Here is a 16,658-nt window from a genome sequence, read left to right on the forward strand (position 1 = left end):
CTCTTGCCTGAATACCGGAACCTGATCGAAAATTAATCAATTCGTCGCCGTTATCAGCGGCAAGATCACGGATTTACCTCAAAGACGGCTCCTCTGGCACGAGTCGCTTCAAAAAACGGTTTGGTCTGGATAAATCAGGGCCCTGCCGGCTATATTGGGAACAAAGTCACTGATTCAAGTCTTAGATATTGTAGTTCAGTATAAAGGGTTCTTTATACTCGAACGGGTCGACGGTCGTTTAAATGTACCGCTGGTAGGCAGCACCTCAAACCACCATTTATGTGCACATACTTTTCTCCCAGGACGCTTCCTGGCCATAGCTTAAAAAGATACATACCCCGCGTTACGAACGCTACTGTGATTCAACATAAAAACCCCTTCAAAGAGACCCAGCAAATTTAGGTTCACAGTTTGGACCAAAATTCGAGTTCTTAACCACTATTCTGCCAGCAGGCCATCGCCTGGCAGGCGAAAATGCTTGTGGCAACTCAGTCGAGGAGCCTCAACATCCCAAGATCAAGCGCATAAAGTATGTGAGGGGCGTCACAGAACTCGACGACTATCAACCATTTTGCTAATTAGGATCAGGTTCCCCTTCCGAGGCAGAGATTCAAGCGGCCTGGTGCTGGCGGAGTTTATTCAGGACAAGATCGAGTCCCATGGAAGAGCAAACCTGGATACGAAATAAAACAGCGCTGCCTGTACCTAAGTACAGTTATTAAAACGAAGCCAGGTAGGTATAAGTCGTGGTGATACCTCTTGTCGTCAGCATCGCATTAATGGCAGGAAAAATATTGGGACCGAAAATAATTGCGCTAGAGGGTAAAACTATGAACGTAGCCGAGACTGATAATGTAGCTTCTAATCTTAATGATTTCTTTGAAGGACTTAGCACGCACCCAGTTTTCAATAACGACTATTTTCAGTACATAAAGGAAAACGAGTGGAACCCACAGACCTACGAGCTTTACCGAGCAAATTTCTTTTACCGTACTGAACTGACGGTTAAGGGGATTGCGCATGTCTGTGCTAGGTCTGCAGCAGTGAATGACATGGACACGCTAATCCTCTTCGCTTACATCCTCAGTGAGGAGACAGCCCTGTGTGTCAACCTCAGTCCATACACCCGGTCTATGAGTTAACATAGATTTCAGGGCGCGGATTGAGGAGTGTAAGCAATGCCAAAACCTGAGTCACAGATACCCGATAATCACATCTTGCCAGACAGTCAGTTGGAGAAGCGGACCCGTCGCCGATTTTCCACAAAGTACAAGCTGAGAATACTGGCCGAAGCGGATCAATGCGCCTACGGTGAACTCGGCCCTTTATTACGCCGTGAAAACCTCTATAGCAACCAGTTGCGTGATTGGCGTAAGCAGTTGGAAGTCGGTGGCGAGGCTGCTTTATCCAAGTCTGCGCCGGGGCCTAAAGCGTCAAAAACACCGGACCAGAAGCGCATTGAGCAGCTAGAGAAAGAGCTGACCAAAACGCAGCACCGGTTGCGGGTGACTGAAGACTGTGTGGATCTCCAAAAAAAAGCCTTGTCGATGCTCGATCTGTCGAACAATGGGAGCGATCCATCATGACCGTCCTTGAGGCGCGCCCGGCGCACATTCCGTTCCGCTCTGCCTGTGATGCTTTGGGACTGAACCGGAGCACCGTTTACGCGTGGCGACGACGTCAGAGCACAGCACCAGACCCAGTCAGGCGCTCTCGTAAAACGACGCCGCAGCCCAGAGCGCTCTTAACCTCGGAGCGTGTGCAGATACTTGAGCGGATGAACGAACCCGAGTTCTGTGATCAAACGCCGTATCAGGTCTATCACACGCTGCTGGAACGTGGTGAGTGCCTGGCCTCGCTCAGCACACTGTATCGCGTGCTGCGACAAGCCAATCAGACCGGTGATCGCCGGAATCAACGTGCGCCTCAGTCGCATGCTATACCGCGCCTGACCGCGACACGGCCAAACGAAGTTTGGACGTGGGATATTACGAAATTGGCGACTACACGCCGGGGTAACTACCTGAACCTGTATGTGGTTATGGACCTGTTCAGCCGCTATGTCGTGGCTTGGATGATCTCCCGCAAAGAGAACAGTCAACTGGCGCAGCAGCTCATGGAACAAACACTGACACGATATGGGCTGACCAACCGCGGGGTCACCCTGCACCAGGACCGTGGATCGCCTATGATCGCCCAGAGCTTTCTCGACCTGATGGCCGATGTGGGCGTGGTCTGCAGCCACAGCCGCCCCAGAGTCAGTAATGACAATCCATTCAGTGAAAGCCAGTTTAAAACACTCAAAACGCAACCTGACTTTCCCGGACGCTTTGACAGCCTGGAATATGCACGGTTATGGGCAGCGGATTATTTTTGCTGGTACAACCATGAACACCACCACAGCGGGCTGGCCGGCTTTACGCCGACTCAGGTCTACACCGGCAACTATCAAACCGTGGGCCAAGTGCGGCAAGCAACGCTGGACCGGTATTATAGAGACCATCCGGAACGCTTCTGCCAAGGGAAACCAAAAGCCGCGTTACCGCCGGAAGTTGTCCACATCAACCCCATCACTTCGGAGGCGATAGGGGGTGAGACAAGTAGCGCTGTGAACTTCCCAACGTTACCAGCAGCACGAAAGGCGCTGGAGCGGGCAAATAGATGTTAACGTTTTAAAGAGCTGTCCATATGAGGTTGACATGTTCCGACAGGGTTCGGGAATAAAGCCCACTGCCATGAGTTCTTTATGGAAAACGCACTCAATATTTACGGAGAGACTGAGTTTTCGCTCGCCCCAACCAAAGTTCAAGAAGCGAAATACAGCGAGTACATTATCCCCGAGACCGTTGCATACCGTGAACGTATCCAGGAGCTTATAAGCGACAGTTATCCTCGTATGCTGGGTGTGGCCATGGCATTGGAGACCCATGCTGATATCATGCTTACCAACTTTAGGGATGCATTCCGAAAGAACAGAAAAAAACTACCAGAGGACGTTTATCAAAACAAAGTAGAAGTTTACTTCAACAGCCATGTTGAAAGTGGCGTTGAGGAAAGGCATGCGGAAGACGCGCGTATGTGCGTAATAAACAACTGTAAGACACGTGAAGATTACAACGAAATAAAGCATGGAGCCTTGGGCGCAATCGAGGTTCAGCAAGAAATGTGGGATGCTATGTATCAGAAATGCTTGGTTCTTGCCTGAAATTAATCTTGAGCTTGATAAGGATAAAACATGAGCAACAATTCTGTTTCAGAAAGGGCGAAGTATCTCAGAGAATCGATAACACACGGTACAAAGGCCAAAATTGCTGAACTAAACAAGCAACCAGGTTTTAACAACGAAGTGATCGATCTTAGTATTGGTTCTCTGGATGAGAAGACTAGTAACAAGATAGATGAAGCTGTAATTGATTTTATCAAGAAAGAGCCAAGCACTATCCATGATTTTTGTCCAGTATCTGGCTTCCATTTTCTACGAAATGCTGTATCTGAGAGAGTTAAGAGATTAAGAGACGTTTATTACTCTCCAGACGATGAAATTATGATAACGCCAGGTGGAATCAAAGGCGCAATAAGCGTAGTTTTTCATACAGTCCTCAATCCTAATGACGAAGTAGTGGTACCCCTGCCTAATTGGCCTCACTATTTTGATATGGTTGAGCTTCACGGTGCGCGGGTGAGGGGCGTTTATACGGACCACTTTCGAGCCAAAGGAATCACCGCTGAAGATCTTGAAGACGCGATAACACCACGAACAAAGATAGTTATTCTGGGTGACTGCGTCAATCCCTCAGGTAAGATCTACTCAATCTCGGAACTGGAAAGCCTTGCAGAAGTAATAGCAAAACATAATGTAGAGAGAGAGAACAATGGTTCCTCTCCGATCCACGTCCTTTACGATTGTCCGTATGAATCCCATATTTTGTACCAAAGGCCCGCAACTATATCTTCAGTAGTGATTGACCTTAAGTGCGGCCGAAAGTACTCCATGCGCGATTGTACTTCGATTGTTACTGGGCCAGGCAAAACTTATGGTATGCACGGCGACCGAATTGGATACATATGCTCGGCTAAAAGTTTGATTAGACACATGGAAAAGGTCCAAGTTAACTTAAATTCCTTCGCTTCTACCTATGGCCAAATCGCTACTTATGCCGCCATGCAGCCCGATATGGACAAAGTTGCCTCTGAGCGCGCGAGGAGGGCTCGACGAAACCTGTCATTCTTTCTTGATAGACTAAACCAAATCCCTGGGCTAGTCGCGCCGGTACCTGAAGGCGGATATTTCGCGTTTCTCGATCTGACTTCGCTGAAAGAAGAGATTCAAGCTAAGGGTTACTCTCGCGCAGATGATTTCCTCCTGAACGAAGCCAGAGTAGCGACAATTAGCGGTGCACATTTTGCAGAAAACGTGCCAGACATGGACTATTACGTGAGAGTGAATTGCGGTCGTTCTCGAGGTGTACTAAAAGACGCGTCGTGCAGAATATTGAGGTCGGTTGATGATCTGTTAGCTTTAGCTGGTTAATTAGGTCGACATACACCGTGAAGATAATCTGGATGGAGAACCATGTCTCATGAACGCCAGCCTGGAAATAAACTTCGGTATTATCGGGACCGGTTTCTCTGGCACAGCAACCCTGGTTCATTTAGTCGATAACCTTATCGCCACACGTGCTGAGTTGACGGGAGTCATAATATTTACTGTAGAGCCAAGATCTGTGAACGGACCAGGGTTAGCCTATAGCATGAATGAAACCTTAGACAACCATCTTTGCAATAACCAAGCATGCAAAATGGCAGTCAAAGATAATGACTTTGTTAGTTGGCTTGCATCAAACAGAAAGCGAATTGTCGAAAAATATGGGAGTCTTATCAACGTGACTCATCCGCATACTGATCTAAGCCATTGGTGTCCTGACCCCGATGCTTTCTATCCTCGTCGGCTGTTTGGAATTTATTTAAATGAGAGGTTCCATGACGCTGTAAATCTTGCAGAACAGCACGGCATCAGGGTTTGCAGCTTCAACCATAGTTGCGCGATCGATGGGTATGAACAACGCAATAAGTTTACAATAATTCTTAAGAATCTTTGTACAGGCGAACTAACGAAGATAAGTAACCTCGATAAGGTATTATTATCAACAGGGCACTGGACGCCAAGCTCGCCGCAGGAAAGCGAGTCGCAGAAAGAAGACACGCTTAGCATCCCTCCTTATCCGGCCAGCGCTATTAATCGTAGGATCGAAGCTCTAACTAGCGTGAAAAGAGTAATTAACGTATACGTTAAAGGCATGGGGCCCAGTGCGATTGATTCTATCCTTACTGCAGCATCACAAGGCTACTTTACGTATTCTGAAGAAGGTCACGTTGTAGCATACATTTCTAAACCATCTGGTCCCCAAGTCAATATTACAGCCGTTAGTCGTTCAGGTTTTTTCCCGGCCGCTCGGGGGGGTGTAGTAGCTCATGACTTTCAGTATCTCATCACCGAAAGCTACGAAGAGCTGATGAGTAACAATCCTGATAATAAAGACCTTGCTTCTTTCCTGGACCAAATCGACCAAGAAATTAGGACAGCTTCTCAAGGGGGGGCTTCCCTCCGACACGTTGTAGATCCGCCGTTCCAGAGCGCCCGAGAAAAGCTTAACTACGATGCAGATCTGCCCATACTAAATGATGTAATACACTCGGTGATCCTTAAGGCTAGGCGTCTAAAATTTTATCGTCATCTTAATTCGAAGGATAAACGTATATATGACCAAAGATTTGACTCTCACTTTATTCGAACAGCTGTGCCTATACCGCAGCTAAACGCAGAAAAGCTTCTTGCTCTCTTTAATGCTGGTGTTTTAAAAACTAGTGCTTTGGGGACGCATGGCTCGAGCAATAGTGACCTAAGCGAACTCGGTAGCCCTATTACGACGTCTGGAGGCGGTTGTTCTGATTCTGAATACGATTTAGTCATCAATGCTTTCGGTCAGGATTTCATTCTTAGCAGACACCCTTCAACTTTTATAAAAGCGCTTCTAAAAAGGGGAGAAATCCTCCCACATCTTGAAGTTGGATATGAGCCAGGAGGTATTGCTCTAGATGGTTTTGACACATATCGGGCGTTGAGTTGCTCCCAACAAAATTCTGGTCTGTCAGATACTGATGGTAAATATGTGTCTCAGCACATTTATTCTTTAGGCGTAATAACACGTTTCTGGCAGAACGAGAGAAACTTCGCCGACGCGATCATCGAAGCCTCGTCGTGGATATCAAAAGAGTGGGCCCAGTATCTCTCTGATAGATTGCAGACTAGCTCTCCGCGTTTAATTAGCGCAAAGACAGTGAGGACAGCATCATGGAAATGAAAGAGTTTTACTACCAAAAAGGTATTCGCGTTAGTGTTTTTAACCTGGATCATAAGTCCGTTCCTTTTCACAAACATGACAGAGTCTCTGACATCATGTATTGCTCAAAAGGTAGCATTGTTATTGAGCTCCCCGACCTCCAACGAAGAGTGAAGGTACAGCGGGGCGGGATCTTTCAGATTCCAATCGGGACGCTCCATAGGTTTAGCAATGGCGAAAGTGCCGGTAAGGAAAGTCGCTACGCGCTTATGCAGCTTGGCGATTTCAATATTCAGTTTAAGAGGAACCATGCCGAGCTTCAGTCAGAGTTAAACCAATTTCCGATTGATACCTCCTCCTGTTCTGTAGTGTTTATCGAAAACAGAAAGCCTGACATCGTCCGACTGGCCGATGAGTTTGAGGAAAATAAACCTGAAATGCTCTCAGATGAGGAGACTAGGGATGTTGTTATGGCACTCAGGTCTTTTGCGATGAATGGCAAAGAAACTCCTTATCCTCTTGTTGACGCTCTGGTCTAGCATATGGATCTTAACGTTGATGTCCTCTTCATCATATTGACTGCCTTTTTTGTTGCAGGTTTTACAAAGGGCGTGGTCGGTCTTGGTCTGCCTCCTCTTGTACTCGGGATCGTTACGGCTTCTATTGGCATCAATTCGGCTATGGCCGTCGTGGCCTTGCCGGCGTTGGTCACGAACTTGGTTCAAGCTGTGTATGGCGCTCAGCTAAAGCCTATTCTGAAGACCCATTCAATTTTTTTTTTGCGGCAACCGCGAGCGTTTTTTTGGGGAGTTGGATGTCGACATTTGTGGACAGCGAGGTTCCTTCACTAATTCTCGCTACTGTACTTTTGTTTTACTCATTCCTCGGTCTGATGAGAGTTCCTATCACCATCAGTAAAGATCATGGTCGAGTAGTGAGCATTGGCATGGGCATCTGCAACGGTATTCTCACAGGGGTTACTGGATCTTCCGCTGTCCCAGGAGTTTTTTATCTTCAGTCAATTTTTCAGAGCAGGGATATGCTCATACAGGCTATGGGGATATTATTCTCGCTCTCGTCGATTGCGTTAGCGGCCACTCTTTACTGGCGAGGTTTTCTGACATTGGAGATTGGCTTGTTGTCGGTTTTATCTCTTTTTCCTGCCTTTGTTGGAATGGCTTTGGGTTCTGCTGTTCGTAAAAAGATACCTTCTTCAGTCTTTCTGCATCTTTTTTATTTCGCACTTTTTTCTCTTGGCAGCTACATATTATATTCTAACCTGAACGTTATTATTCGAAAGGTCATTTAATATGTCGAAGGTTCGAATTGCTTTACTAGATGAGATCGAGCGTCGTGGCGTTGATAATGACTATTCAGCCGTTCACCGTGCCGATAAGTATCTTAATATTACGCGCGATACGGGCGAGTTTCTTTTTTTGTTCGTTCAGGCTACAGGAGCTTTAAGAGTCTTGGAGTTTGGCACCTCAAACGGGTTTTCAACAAGCTGGCTCGCTTTGGCTTTACCCGATGATGGCAGGATTGTCACTGTCGACAACAGGCTTGTTAGGCATGACGAAGCTAAGGAGAATTTCTGCTCTTTAGGGATCTCTGACAAGATTGATATGGTCCACCAGGACTTTGCTGATTACCTTAAATGCTCTGAGGACTACTTTGATCTGATTTTCCTAGATGGTGATCGTAGCCTTTATCTTTCCGTTGTTGATGATCTCCTTCGGCGCCTTCCTCCTGGTGGAGTCATCATTTGTGACAACGCAGTCTCTCATGAAGCAGAGCTTAGGAGCTTTATGCACTATTTTGATAATTTGGAGGGCTTTTCGACGGTTCTACTTCCTCTGGGAAAAGGAGAGTATGTCGTACATAGATCGGCTTAGCCTTTCGTGTTGCTACTAACCTGCCAATCAGTTTGTACCGATACTGATCCTAACCTGGAAGTTATCGTTCTGCCGGTTCCGGAACATGTCAACCTCATATGGACAGCTCTTTAAAACGTTAACATCTATTTGCCCGCTCCAGCGCCTTTCGTGCTGCTGGTAACGTTGGGAAGTTCACAGCGCTACTTGTCTCACCCCCTATCGCCTCCGAAGTGATGGGGTTGATGTGGACAACTTCCGGCGGTAACGCGGCTTTTGGTTTCCCTTGGCAGAAGCGTTCCGGATGGTCTCTATAATACCGGTCCAGCGTTGCTTGCCGCACTTGGCCCACGGTTTGATAGTTGCCGGTGTAGACCTGAGTCGGCGTAAAGCCGGCCAGCCCGCTGTGGTGGTGTTCATGGTTGTACCAGCAAAAATAATCCGCTGCCCATAACCGTGCATATTCCAGGCTGTCAAAGCGTCCGGGAAAGTCAGGTTGCGTTTTGAGTGTTTTAAACTGGCTTTCACTGAATGGATTGTCATTACTGACTCTGGGGCGGCTGTGGCTGCAGACCACGCCCACATCGGCCATCAGGTCGAGAAAGCTCTGGGCGATCATAGGCGATCCACGGTCCTGGTGCAGGGTGACCCCGCGGTTGGTCAGCCCATATCGTGTCAGTGTTTGTTCCATGAGCTGCTGCGCCAGTTGACTGTTCTCTTTGCGGGAGATCATCCAAGCCACGACATAGCGGCTGAACAGGTCCATAACCACATACAGGTTCAGGTAGTTACCCCGGCGTGTAGTCGCCAATTTCGTAATATCCCACGTCCAAACTTCGTTTGGCCGTGTCGCGGTCAGGCGCGGTATAGCATGCGACTGAGGCGCACGTTGATTCCGGCGATCACCGGTCTGATTGGCTTGTCGCAGCACGCGATACAGTGTGCTGAGCGAGGCCAGGCACTCACCACGTTCCAGCAGCGTGTGATAGACCTGATACGGCGTTTGATCACAGAACTCGGGTTCGTTCATCCGCTCAAGTATCTGCACACGCTCCGAGGTTAAGAGCGCTCTGGGCTGCGGCGTCGTTTTACGAGAGCGCCTGACTGGGTCTGGTGCTGTGCTCTGACGTCGTCGCCACGCGTAAACGGTGCTCCGGTTCAGTCCCAAAGCATCACAGGCAGAGCGGAACGGAATGTGCGCCGGGCGCGCCTCAAGGACGGTCATGATGGATCGCTCCCATTGTTCGACAGATCGAGCATCGACAAGGCTTTTTTTTGGAGATCCACACAGTCTTCAGTCACCCGCAACCGGTGCTGCGTTTTGGTCAGCTCTTTCTCTAGCTGCTCAATGCGCTTCTGGTCCGGTGTTTTTGACGCTTTAGGCCCCGGCGCAGACTTGGATAAAGCAGCCTCGCCACCGACTTCCAACTGCTTACGCCAATCACGCAACTGGTTGCTATAGAGGTTTTCACGGCGTAATAAAGGGCCGAGTTCACCGTAGGCGCATTGATCCGCTTCGGCCAGTATTCTCAGCTTGTACTTTGTGGAAAATCGGCGACGGGTCCGCTTCTCCAACTGACTGTCTGGCAAGATGTGATTATCGGGTATCTGTGACTCAGGTTTTGGCATTGCTTACACTCCTCAATCCGCGCCCTGAAATCTATGTTAACTCATAGACCGGGTGTATGGACTGAGGTTGACACACAGGGGTTCCTTCTGTTTCTCCTTCTGTCGTACCAAGCAAAAAGGTTCGGGATCGTCAGCCATCACTCATACTGCGAGATGATAAATTCTCTGAGTTTACTGCGCGCGTTCGATGCGTGGTGTGCAGATCAGGGGCTCTCGCAGCGTGCGGGAGAGATAAGGGTCGCACTAGCCAGGCACTTTAATGCCTATCGAACACCAGAAGCGCTTGTGCTGGAACCGCTTTTCAAGACGGTGCCGGATGAATTTAATGTTCGTGGTCGATGGGTAACCCCACTGGTGATTGAGCAGAAGTCAGCAGAGGGCATAGTAGCCGAATGCCCATCGTAATGGGTGGGACATGGTGAAGGCCTGAACTCGAAAATCAATGAGGAGCCTGTGCAGCTCAATGATTCCATATCCGACCGGACCTAGGAACATTGGCGCAAAATCAGAAGCCATCATTGGGGCAAGCAGGAGGTAATTGGCCGACTTGCTCTAAACGTTTTCGAGAAACGCCCTGTGCGGTCCCGCATGCAGGGTGTTGTGGGGGCTGGGGGTTAGATACCCCTGGCTACCCGATTATGCATGACGACAGATTGAAAACAGGTAAGCAATTCCATCTTCAACCCTATTTTTTATCGATAGCAACTTTGTGATGCCGAATTTCCCGGATGACCCATGAGTGCCATCATTGAAAACACGAAAGAGGCTGAGCACATTTTTGACATCCTCATCCACAAAATTGACAGCTTCCTCTGTGAGTATTCCGGAACGCCCCAGCAAATACTTAATTTTCTCTTTGCGCGTTGGTTGACCTTGAGGAGTCTTATCGCAATCCGGTGCTTTTTCCATCACTTTTTCATCTGGAGCGTTGATGTCTAAAATTTGGACAAAAACTTCTCGGGCACTTGTGCAGAAATGTCGAGCCGCATCCGGGTTTTCTGGATTCAAAGAGAATAAGGCTCCCTTCCAGCGATTGCTCAACTCGGGCGACAACTCTTGCAGCATGTCGTCGATCTCAGTGCGAAGGAGATCGGATTGCTGCCCTTCGCTATCCTCAACGTCAGATTCAAGTGTGTTTGAAAGAGCTAAGCTATTCGCATTTTCTTGCTCTGATCTGTCTAAGAAGTCATAGCCAAAGTTGGAATGTTCAAAATCATTCTCTCTAGCATCTAAACGCTCATAATAAGTATTGAGCGTCATGGCGGAAGTTCTAACTATCTGGTATTGAGACGAGTTAGACGACCTCATTTTTCGGAGTTCGGAATCGATCTTTAGTCGATTGGCCCTGACCCTCGCATTGTGTTTTCTTACTTCGCTATTGTATCTATTAACTGCCTGCTTAACTTTCTGATTATGCTGCCTGACCTCACGGTTATACTTGGCTATAGCCTGTTTCTGTTTATTCTGTGCCTGCCTGAGCTTGCTGCTCATTTGCGCGGAACTTATTCTTCTCGGCATGCAAGCCTCCTACTCATTTTCTGCATAACGCCGCCAGCATGCGCGGCTTTGTAGTGGGGGCGAAGCCGCAACGAAAAAGGCGTCGCCGTGCCTGGCCTTGTTATCACTGCGTCAGGCATTCTCGGCAAACTGAGGCAAACCATCCGTAATCTCGAACCACGGTGCCTTACTGCCCACGAATACATGGCGACTTGCGCGCACGCCTGGATCGTTGTCGAGGGTACCCAAAGGAAGCGCGTAGACCTCTGGCATTGCATTGAACTTCGTATGAATGCTCGACCCGCAGTTTGAACAAAAAACCTTGAACTCTCCTGGCGATGACTCGTAGTTCTTGAGCAGTTCTTGGCCTTGGATGGTCCGCCAGTCAATAGCTTGTACCTTTGCACATGTTCGGAACGCCGCCGCATGGAGCTTGCGGCACATAGAGCAATGGCAGTTATAGACATCGCTTAAACCGCCATTCACCTCGTATTTGACACCACCGCAGAGGCAGCTGCCTGATAGGATCATTGATTTACCTCCCTGTGTGATAACACCTAAGCATTTAATGGTCGTGCGCAGCATGACCTTTAAATGTCTGTTGGACTAAGCCGCCAACTCCGCAGCTATCGAACGATGCTTAAGGATAAAGTAATTTGGAGGCGAAGCCTGAACGGTACATCTGGGGCCCGGTACGAAGCAATGTCGGCGGGTTTTGGTCTCATTCGATCCTTCATGAGGCGGTTCCTTGTTGTGACTACCCTCAGACTACCTCTCAGGTACCCGTTTTTCCAGCGTTCGCCCGCAGAAACGCCCAGCTCCTTTAGAATGGCTGTTTTCCAAGCACCGAACCAGGCGGAGATGGGTTACCCCGTTAGGATCACCGCTGGTCTAAATCGTGGAACCTGGCGAACCATGCGAACCACACCGCTGTCACAGAGAAGACACGGCCAGCATCGTTGAGACGCCGGGTTCTCCAGTGTCGCTTCTGGTTTGGGCGGCTGCGATAAACAGTGCCGGATAACCGCCAGTTTGCGGCGTCGAGTGCAGTTGCTCAGGTAGCCAAAATGACGAATTCGCATGAAGCCCTTCGGCAGGATGTGCATCAGGAACCGCCGCACGAACTCCTGTCCCTCCAGCCATTGGATTTTGATCCGTGAGTCATCACGGTAATCCTTATAGCGGAAGGCGATTCGGTCATCCTCCATCGTCAACAAACGCCCATTACTGATGGCGATTCGGTGAGTGTAGCGAGCCAGATAATCCACTACGCTCTCGGCCTGGTTCAGGCAGTGTCGGGTGTAAACCACCCACTCGTGTTGCATCAGGCCGTCGAGCACACCGTCAATCTCACCGCTGCGGGTCACCCGGTGCAGTTCGCCTGCGTTCACCGACGCTCTTAGCAACGACACCCTTCGTCCTCGAAAACACCGGGATAAGGCCCGTACCGGGAACAGGTAGTGGCTTTTGGCTTTGTGCCAATCACCGGTGCCAGTCAACACTCCGCCGGGGATCAGACAATGCACGTGCACATGACGGCTCAGGTTCTGTCCCCAGGTGTGGAGTACCGCCGTCATGCCCAGTTCGCCGCCGAGGTGCCGGGTGTTGCGCCCAAACTGTTTAAGCGTGTCCCAGACGGCGGCGAACAGACAGCGATAGATCACGTCGGGATGGAGCTGAACCCAGCCGTTCAAGGTGTGAGGTAGCGTAAACACCAAATGGAAGTAAGGCACCGGCAGTAACAGGGAGCGCTGACGTGCGCTCCATTGTTCCGTCGCATGGCCCTGGCATTGCGGACAATGGCGATCCCGGCATCCTTAGTAGCAGATGGAGCGGGCCTGGCAATGATCACAACGCATGTCCATACCGCCCATGCGGGCGGTTCGGCAGTCTGTTAGGCGGGCGCAGACTTTACGACGGTGACTGTCCAGTGTCTGACCCGGAAGAAATCGTGCCAGTATGCTTTGAACGCTCAGTGTGCCCGCCATCACGCACCTCCGAGACTTGCGATCAGGTCTGCGGGACCTCCGTTTTGGGGTGTAACGCCGGGCAACCAGTGCAGATACCGTTGAGTACTGCGCAGATCACTATGCCCCAAGAGCCGTTGCAGCTCATGAACGGGCAACCCCCGCTCCAGCTGGTGCGCGGCGTAGGCATGGCGCAAGGCATGAATACCACCGCATTTTTCAATACCGCTGGTTGTCTTGGCTGTGTGGTAGACCTTCTGAGGCGTGGTGATGTGAAGGTGTCTGTCTGGCAGTAAATCGCTGGGAAATAACCAGAGCATGGGATGGCGAATCTGCCAATAGCGACGGAGCGCCTGGAGTAACCCGGGAGCCAAGGGCACCATCCGGTCTTTGGCGCCCTTGCCCTGCTCAATCCGCAACAGATGGCGTTTCACCATCAATGTCTTTCACTTTCAACGCGACCGCTTCGCTGACGCGCAAACCGCATCCATAGGTAACGGATAACAGGGCTTGGTGCTTGGGGCTAAGAACAGCGGCCAAAAGGCGCGCGACTTCCTGGCGTGTCAGTAATTCTGGAATACGCTGAGGTCGCTTGGGCAGCACCAGGGTTACATCGAAGTGCGCCCAGTGCAGCACCTTCAGATACAGAAACCGGATGCCATGAAGGTAAACACGGCAACTGGCCGGTGACAGGGAACGCTCCTGCACCAGATAGTTGAAAAAGACTTGTAAGTCTTCAACCTTCAGCTGGTCGGGCGATCGCCTGTTCGGCGACAATTAGGATGACCGGACAGGATAGTTGACGCCGAACAATCGCCGATAATAACGGGCCAGCGCGGTGACGACGTAAAGATAACTGTGCTGGGTTCGGGGGGAAAAGCCATGCTGGCACATGGCCTGGATCATGGTCTGACGTAAGGGTGTCATGACGGACTCTCCTCTTCTGAATAGCCCACTCGGGCTACTCAAAAGTATCCGTCAAGACTCCCAATCTTGCAGGAAATGATCGGGCGTAGTCGCTACCGCGAAGCGGTTTAGTTCAACACCCGATATCGAGCAGTTCGCTGCGCAGGTTTCCTGGAGCATTCTTCACGGTGACATGGCCCTAGACACTTATGGTTCAGCGGATAAAGCAATTAACACCGCTGTAGGCCTCTTTCGGAACAACAAATGGGGTGAGCCACGAGGTATGAGGGACGTACACCAAGACTGGGCCGCTTCACCTGATTTGGCCATTCATGCGTTTTAGTTTAGGCTCGCTCCTATCAACCTTCAGTTCAGCAAAAATCCTGCTCAACCGTAAACTTATGTGCGCGGCCAAATAGTTTACTTTTCCTTTTTTTTACGGCAAAAAACGCCGAAAATCCTAGATAAATTAAACTCTTGAATCTAAGATAGTTTGGAAATTACCATTATCACGGCGGTAATTGCCGTATTTTAAGGGTTTTCCAAACTATGCTCAATAAAAAGGCTCGCGAACAGCTCAAATATTTGCTGCCACCCTCCATGTTGGCGACTAAATCGTGGTTGATCGATCAGGGTCTAAACCTGCATTTTTTAGACAACGCCATACGCAGTCGCACTCTGATCCCTCTCGCGTCTGGCCTATACACACTCTACGAGAAATCTATTAGCTGGCAGGGCGTCGTTGCATCGCTTCAGCGGATGTCAGAAAAGCCCATTCACGTGGGCGGTTTAACGGCGCTGGATTTCGCCGGATTAACACATTTTTTGTCAACGAGCGCAGAAGTGCGGGTTCAGCTCTACTCCCAGCACCCCCTACCAGGATGGGTCAGTAGAATTCCAGTTGCTGCTCAATTTGAGCGTCATGGCACTCTCACATTATGGTCCGAGCGCACAATGGAGGACTCGCGGTTTCTTCGCGAATTGAACTGGCAAGATGGACTACCTTCTGTCGCATACTCCTGTCCGGAGAAAGCCATGCTTGAAGTGCTTACCGAAGTGCCTTCAAAGGTCAGTTTCGAACACGCAGCAGCACTGATGCAGGGGCTTTCCAATCTGTCACCGAAAAAAATCGATTCCCTCCTGAGAGACTGTCTTCACATTAAGGTTAAACGATTATTTCTTTGGTTAGCTGAGCGGCAAGGCCATGCTTGGTTTAAGCATCTCAAGCCAAGCGAATATGACTTAGGATCAGGTAAGCGATTGATAGCCAAACGCGGCAAGCTCAATACTCGGTGGGCCATCACTGTTCCCAAAGAAATGCACGAGGACACTATGCATGGATAAGCGAAGTCAGTACTACAGTCAGGTCCAGCTTTTGCTGCAGCTCATTCCTCACATCGCTAAATATCCATGTTTTGCCCTCAAAGGTGGAACAGCGATCAACCTTTTTATCCGCGACTTCCCTCGTCTATCAGTAGACATTGATCTAGTATTTCTTCCCATGATAGAACGCGAGGCTGCGCTGGATACGATTCGGAAAAGTCTTTCTGAATTAGCTCAATCGATCCGCTCCGATCTTCATGATGCTCGCGTCGTTGAATCGTTCAGAGACAAACAGGACGCGCTACGACTTACAGTCAGCAAGGGTAACTCCCTGGTCAAAGTTGAACTCTCTCCAGTGCTGCGTGGAACAGTCTACGAACCAATGGTCATGTCTGTTTGTGACGGCGTAGAAGAAGAATTTGGATTCGCAGAAATGCAAGTAGTTCACTTCTCAGATCTGTACGCAGGAAAAATTTGCGCCGCTCTGGATCGTCAGCATCCCAGAGATTTATTCGACGTGAAATGGCTCTTAGACAACGAAGGGATCAACGACAGCCTGAGGAAAGCTTTATTGGTCTATATGATCAGCCACAACCGACCAATCGCCGAATTGTTGCACCCGCGCTCCAAGGACATCTCTGACCTGTATGAGAGTGAGTTTCGGAGCATGACGCAAGACGACGTGCCATTAAAAGAGCTAGTGGCTACTCGGGAACGCCTTGTTGATATTGTTAATTCATCACTAACAGAATCAGAACGACGATTTCTGATCACATTCAAGCAGCGCTCTCCTGATTGGTCACTGCTCGGTCTCGAAGGCGTTGAACGACTACCCGCGGTGCGCTGGAAGCTGCATAACCTCTCAAAAATGAGCGCCGCTAATCATACTCAAGCCCTGCAGACATTAAAGCGCATTTTGAAGGCTTAAACCACACTGTCTCATAGAACTGGAAGCTGACGCCCTTGACCCCTTCATTTTGAGGGTCTCGGGGCATTCGCAAAAGAAGGATAAATAATACTAATTACTCCATACTACGAATTATGCTATTGCCCCGGCCAAGAAAAAAAATAGCCAGAGCTAAAAAACAAAATTAACCTGCATCAAAGCACAAAGGGTGCCAGCT

18 protein-coding genes and 1 pseudogene are annotated in these 16,658 nt (G+C 49.4%); 11 read left to right on the forward strand and 8 right to left on the reverse strand.

From position 1 onward, the window contains the following. The first annotated feature begins 746 nt into the window (after positions 1-746). From MIH18_RS05805 to MIH18_RS05845, 9 genes are all read left to right on the forward strand, one after another. Positions 747-1,142, forward strand: coding sequence for a hypothetical protein (locus tag MIH18_RS05805; RefSeq protein ID WP_249014134.1), 396 nt, complete (start codon positions 747-749; stop codon positions 1,140-1,142). Between the two features lie 36 nt (positions 1,143-1,178). Then, positions 1,179-1,586: a transposase gene (locus MIH18_RS05810; RefSeq protein WP_249006779.1), complete on the forward strand. Its 408-nt coding sequence runs from the start codon at positions 1,179-1,181 to the stop codon at positions 1,584-1,586. Beyond that, a complete protein-coding gene (locus tag MIH18_RS05815) occupies positions 1,583-2,668 on the forward strand; it encodes an IS3 family transposase (protein WP_249006780.1) in 1,086 nt (361 codons plus the stop codon). The genes MIH18_RS05810 and MIH18_RS05815 overlap by 4 nt, the downstream gene beginning before the upstream one ends. 78 nt (positions 2,669-2,746) lie before the next feature. Beyond that, a complete protein-coding gene (locus MIH18_RS05820; protein WP_249014135.1) occupies positions 2,747-3,205 on the forward strand; it encodes a hypothetical protein in 459 nt (152 codons plus the stop codon). 30 nt (positions 3,206-3,235) lie between these two features. Beyond that, entirely contained in the window at positions 3,236-4,531 is a 1,296-nt protein-coding gene (locus MIH18_RS05825; RefSeq protein WP_249008163.1) for a pyridoxal phosphate-dependent aminotransferase, read from the forward strand. Positions 4,532-4,580: 49 nt separating this feature from the next. Beyond that, entirely contained in the window at positions 4,581-6,362 is a 1,782-nt protein-coding gene (locus MIH18_RS05830; RefSeq protein ID WP_249014136.1) for an FAD/NAD(P)-binding protein, read from the forward strand. Then, entirely contained in the window at positions 6,353-6,880 is a 528-nt protein-coding gene (locus MIH18_RS05835) for a cupin domain-containing protein (protein ID WP_249008161.1), read from the forward strand. The genes MIH18_RS05830 and MIH18_RS05835 overlap by 10 nt, the downstream gene beginning before the upstream one ends. 35 nt (positions 6,881-6,915) lie before the next feature. Further along, entirely contained in the window at positions 6,916-7,650 is a 735-nt protein-coding gene (locus MIH18_RS05840; protein ID WP_283164887.1) for a sulfite exporter TauE/SafE family protein, read from the forward strand. Position 7,651: 1 nt separating this feature from the next. Further along, positions 7,652-8,233 (forward strand): O-methyltransferase, encoded by a 582-nt coding sequence (locus MIH18_RS05845; protein WP_249008159.1) that lies wholly within the window; start codon positions 7,652-7,654, stop codon positions 8,231-8,233. A gap of 118 nt (positions 8,234-8,351) precedes the next feature. Here the strand turns inward: MIH18_RS05845 and MIH18_RS05850 are convergent, their stop codons facing one another. The 8 genes and pseudogenes from MIH18_RS05850 to MIH18_RS05885 all read right to left on the reverse strand — a co-directional run bounded on the left by MIH18_RS05850 (position 8,352) and on the right by MIH18_RS05885 (position 14,232). After that, complete coding sequence (locus MIH18_RS05850; RefSeq protein ID WP_249006780.1) at positions 8,352-9,437, reverse strand: IS3 family transposase; 1,086 nt, start codon at positions 9,435-9,437, stop codon at positions 8,352-8,354. Then, positions 9,434-9,841, reverse strand: a complete 408-nt coding sequence (locus MIH18_RS05855) for a transposase (protein WP_249006779.1) — start codon at positions 9,839-9,841, stop codon at positions 9,434-9,436. Before MIH18_RS05855 ends, MIH18_RS05850 begins: the two co-directional genes overlap by 4 nt. Before the next feature lie 636 nt (positions 9,842-10,477). Then, entirely contained in the window at positions 10,478-11,359 is an 882-nt protein-coding gene (locus tag MIH18_RS05860; RefSeq protein WP_014871205.1) for a hypothetical protein, read from the reverse strand. Between the two features lie 111 nt (positions 11,360-11,470). Continuing rightward, positions 11,471-11,869, reverse strand: a complete 399-nt coding sequence (locus MIH18_RS05865; RefSeq protein ID WP_041635207.1) for a GFA family protein — start codon at positions 11,867-11,869, stop codon at positions 11,471-11,473. A 335-nt stretch (positions 11,870-12,204) separates the two neighbouring features. Beyond that, a pseudogene (locus MIH18_RS05870) lies at positions 12,205-13,326 on the reverse strand (IS91 family transposase). Then, complete coding sequence (locus MIH18_RS05875; RefSeq protein ID WP_249014137.1) at positions 13,326-13,742, reverse strand: tyrosine-type recombinase/integrase; 417 nt, start codon at positions 13,740-13,742, stop codon at positions 13,326-13,328. The pseudogene MIH18_RS05870 and the gene MIH18_RS05875 overlap by 1 nt, the downstream one beginning before the upstream one ends. Next, the gene (locus tag MIH18_RS05880) at positions 13,714-14,082 is read right to left on the reverse strand and encodes a phage integrase N-terminal SAM-like domain-containing protein (RefSeq protein ID WP_249014138.1); all 369 of its coding nucleotides are present in this window, start codon (positions 14,080-14,082) and stop codon (positions 13,714-13,716) included. Before MIH18_RS05880 ends, MIH18_RS05875 begins: the two co-directional genes overlap by 29 nt. Further along, positions 14,083-14,232, reverse strand: a complete 150-nt coding sequence (locus MIH18_RS05885) for a hypothetical protein (RefSeq protein WP_249008155.1) — start codon at positions 14,230-14,232, stop codon at positions 14,083-14,085. It abuts the gene before it with no gap. Between the two features lie 528 nt (positions 14,233-14,760). Here MIH18_RS05885 and MIH18_RS05890 point away from each other — a divergent pair. Then, complete coding sequence (locus MIH18_RS05890) at positions 14,761-15,555, forward strand: type IV toxin-antitoxin system AbiEi family antitoxin domain-containing protein (protein WP_249008154.1); 795 nt, start codon at positions 14,761-14,763, stop codon at positions 15,553-15,555. Next, positions 15,548-16,462, forward strand: a complete 915-nt coding sequence (locus tag MIH18_RS05895) for a nucleotidyl transferase AbiEii/AbiGii toxin family protein (RefSeq protein ID WP_249008153.1) — start codon at positions 15,548-15,550, stop codon at positions 16,460-16,462. Before MIH18_RS05890 ends, MIH18_RS05895 begins: the two co-directional genes overlap by 8 nt. Positions 16,463-16,658: the final 196 nt, after the last annotated feature.

It is taken from the genome of Marinobacter sp. M3C (genome assembly GCF_023311895.1).
Lineage (GTDB): Bacteria > Pseudomonadota > Gammaproteobacteria > Pseudomonadales > Oleiphilaceae > Marinobacter.